The organism is Pandoraea sp. B-6, from assembly GCF_000282835.1.
In the GTDB taxonomy this organism is placed as follows: Bacteria; Pseudomonadota; Gammaproteobacteria; order Burkholderiales; family Burkholderiaceae; genus Pandoraea; species Pandoraea cepalis.
Window position 1 is genome coordinate 1,328 of the sequence record NZ_KB290511.1, and the last position, 2,747, is coordinate 4,074.

The following is a 2,747-nucleotide window of genomic DNA, read 5'->3' on the forward strand; positions in this document are numbered from 1 at the left end:
GCCGTGGCCGGCGACGTGGTGGCATCTTGGGGCCACACGTCGGCGACCGGCGGTGCCGGGCGTTCGTAGCGGGGCGCTAGCGAAAGACAGCCGCCAAGCAGGGTCGTGACGAGCGCGGCAATCACGGGCGTCGCGGCGGTGTTCGCGACGCCCGGACGCCTGGGTGAATTGCAGGGTTTCGCCATAGAAGTCCCAACCTCCCGACGGACACTCCACTATAGCGCGGCGACGCCGCAGGGCGTATGCGGGAGGGGGTGAAAATGGCGAACGCTTGTGCTAAATCAACAAGGGCTCCGAGTCGAGGTTCGATTCGGAGCCCTGCTTATTCCGCTATTGCACCCGGCCGATATTACCGAGGCCGCTGCGTCTCGAACGGGCACAGGCGTGACATCGGTGCGGCGGCGCGGCGCCTGGAAGGCTGCGCCGCACGGATCAGTATTCGGCGTCGAGGCCGTCCTGCACCTGCTCGGCCGCCCGCAGCACGGCGCGCGCCTTGTTTTCCGTCTCTTGCCATTCGGATTCGGGCACCGAATCGGCCACGATGCCGGCCGCGGCCTGCACATAGAGATTGCCGTCCTTGACGACACCGGTGCGGATTGCGATGGCGACATCCATTTCGCCGCCGAACGAGAGGTATCCCACGGCGCCGCCGTAAAGGCCGCGCTTGACGGGCTCGAGTTCGTCGATCAGTTCCATCGCGCGAACCTTCGGCGCGCCGGTGAGCGTGCCGGCCGGGAACGTCGCGCGCAGTACGTCGATATTCGACAGCCCCGGTTGCAGCCGGCCTTCCACCGAACTCACGATGTGCTGCACGTGCGAGTATTTCTCGATCACCATCTTGTCGGTGACTTCGACGGTGCCGGTTTGGGCGATGCGGCCGACATCATTGCGCGCCAGATCGATGAGCATGACGTGCTCGGCGATTTCCTTCGGATCTCCAAGCAATTCGGTGGCCAGTTCGGCGTCGCGCTCGGGCGTGGCGCCGCGCGGACGCGTGCCGGCAAGCGGGCGAATCGTCACGATTTCCTGCTCGCCGTCGGGCGTTTGCCGACGCTCCTGTCGCACGAGGATCTCGGGCGATGCGCCGACCACCTGGAAGTCGCCGAAGTTATAGAAGTACATGTACGGCGACGGATTGAGCGAGCGCAGGGCACGGTAAAGCGAGAGCGGGGCATCGCGATACGGCTTGATGAGACGTTGGCCCACTTGCACCTGCATCAGCTCGCCGGCGGCGATGGCGTCCTTGGCCTTGGCCACGGCTGCGAGGTAGTCCGGCTTGGCGAATTCGCGGAAAGTTTCGGTGCGCACGCTGCCGGACGTGACCGGCGCGTCGACCGGCGCCTTCAAACGAGTGCGCAGCTCGCGCAGACGCAGGCGAGCCTTCGAAAACGCTTCGGGCTGGGTCGGGTCCGCATAGATGATGAGGTAGAGCTTGCCGGTCAGATTGTCGATCACGGCGAGTTCTTCGGTGAGCAACAACTGGATGTCGGGCAGGTTCAGGTCGTCGTGCGGGGTGGTGTGCGCCAGTTTCTTCTCGATGTAGCGCACGGCGTCGTAGCCGAAGTAGCCCGCGAGACCGCCGCAAAAGCGCGGCATGCCCGGGCGCAGGGCCACCTTGAAGCGTGCCTGGAACTCGGTGATGAACGCCAGCGGGTCGCCGTCGTGCGTCTCGACGACGACGCCGTCGCGCACGACTTCGGTCTTCGGGCCGAAGCTGCGCAGCAGCGTGTGGGCCGACAGGCCGATGAACGAGTAGCGGCCGAAGCGCTCGCCGCCGACCACCGATTCGAGCAGGAAGGTGTTCGCGCCGCGCCGGTCGCCCAGCGCGAGCTTCAAATACAGCGAGAGCGGCGTGTCGAGATCGGCCAGCGCCTCGGCGATCAGCGGAATGCGGTTAAAGCCTTGGTTGGCCAGCGATTTGAATTCGAGTTCGGTCATTTTGCACTCTGCCTGCAAGTTTGCCGGCGGGCGTTCCCGCAAATTCGGCGTGGATTGGCGTTGAGAATACCTGAGTCGTGTCGGGGTGGGGGTGCTGACCCACGTCGAGCTTCGTGAACGCGCGCGCACCGGCAATGCGATGGCGCTTGCCGCGGCTCGGCGAACCCGCGCACTGTGCGAGACAGCGCGCCGAGGTATGACGTCTTGGGAACAACAACGATGCAAGAAACGGGTTGCCGAAGACGAACTTCAGCGGTCCCGGCCACCCCTTGGAAGGGTTCAGCAGGACCAGCGTCGCCAGGGCCAGGCCCCCCGGTCGATCACGCTCAGACTCCGTTTCTTGTTCAGGAACATGCGCTTGAATGCAGTGTGGAAGATGGCGAACTCAGCTCGCCAGTGCGGGCGCAGCCTTGGGCAAAATCGCCCGGGCGGCGCCCAGAATGGAGCCGACTATACCATCCGTGTCGATCGTTTGTACAGATTCGCCATGGTTGTAGCCATATGGCACGGTCAACGACCGGCAGCCGGCCGCGCGGGCCGCCTGGGCGTCGTTGCCCGAGTCCCCGACCAGCACGGCTTGCGCCGGCGACACGCCGAAGACTTCGCACGCCTTGACGAGCGGCATCGGGTCCGGCTTGCGCCTGGGCCACGAGTCGCCGCCATACACCAGGTCGAACTGATCGGTCAGGTCGTAATGCGCGAGCAACGCGACCGCGAAGCGATGCTGCTTGTTGGTGATGCAGGCCACGGGCAGACCGGCGGCGCGCAAGGCGGCCAGTCCTTCGCGCACTTCGGGATAAAGCGTCGTG

The 2,747-nt window shown here is 65.3% G+C and carries 1 protein-coding gene and 2 pseudogenes; all 3 read right to left on the minus strand.

The window, feature by feature from the left end:
- Positions 1-185: pseudogene (locus A985_RS29110) on the minus strand (RND transporter); the annotation flags it as partial.
- A 247-nt stretch (positions 186-432) separates the two neighbouring features.
- Entirely contained in the window at positions 433-1,938 is a 1,506-nt protein-coding gene (gene trpE, locus A985_RS0109560) for an anthranilate synthase component I (protein ID WP_017233182.1), read from the minus strand.
- A 385-nt stretch (positions 1,939-2,323) separates the two neighbouring features.
- Positions 2,324-2,747 (minus strand): annotated as a pseudogene (locus tag A985_RS29115) (HAD-IA family hydrolase); the annotation flags it as partial.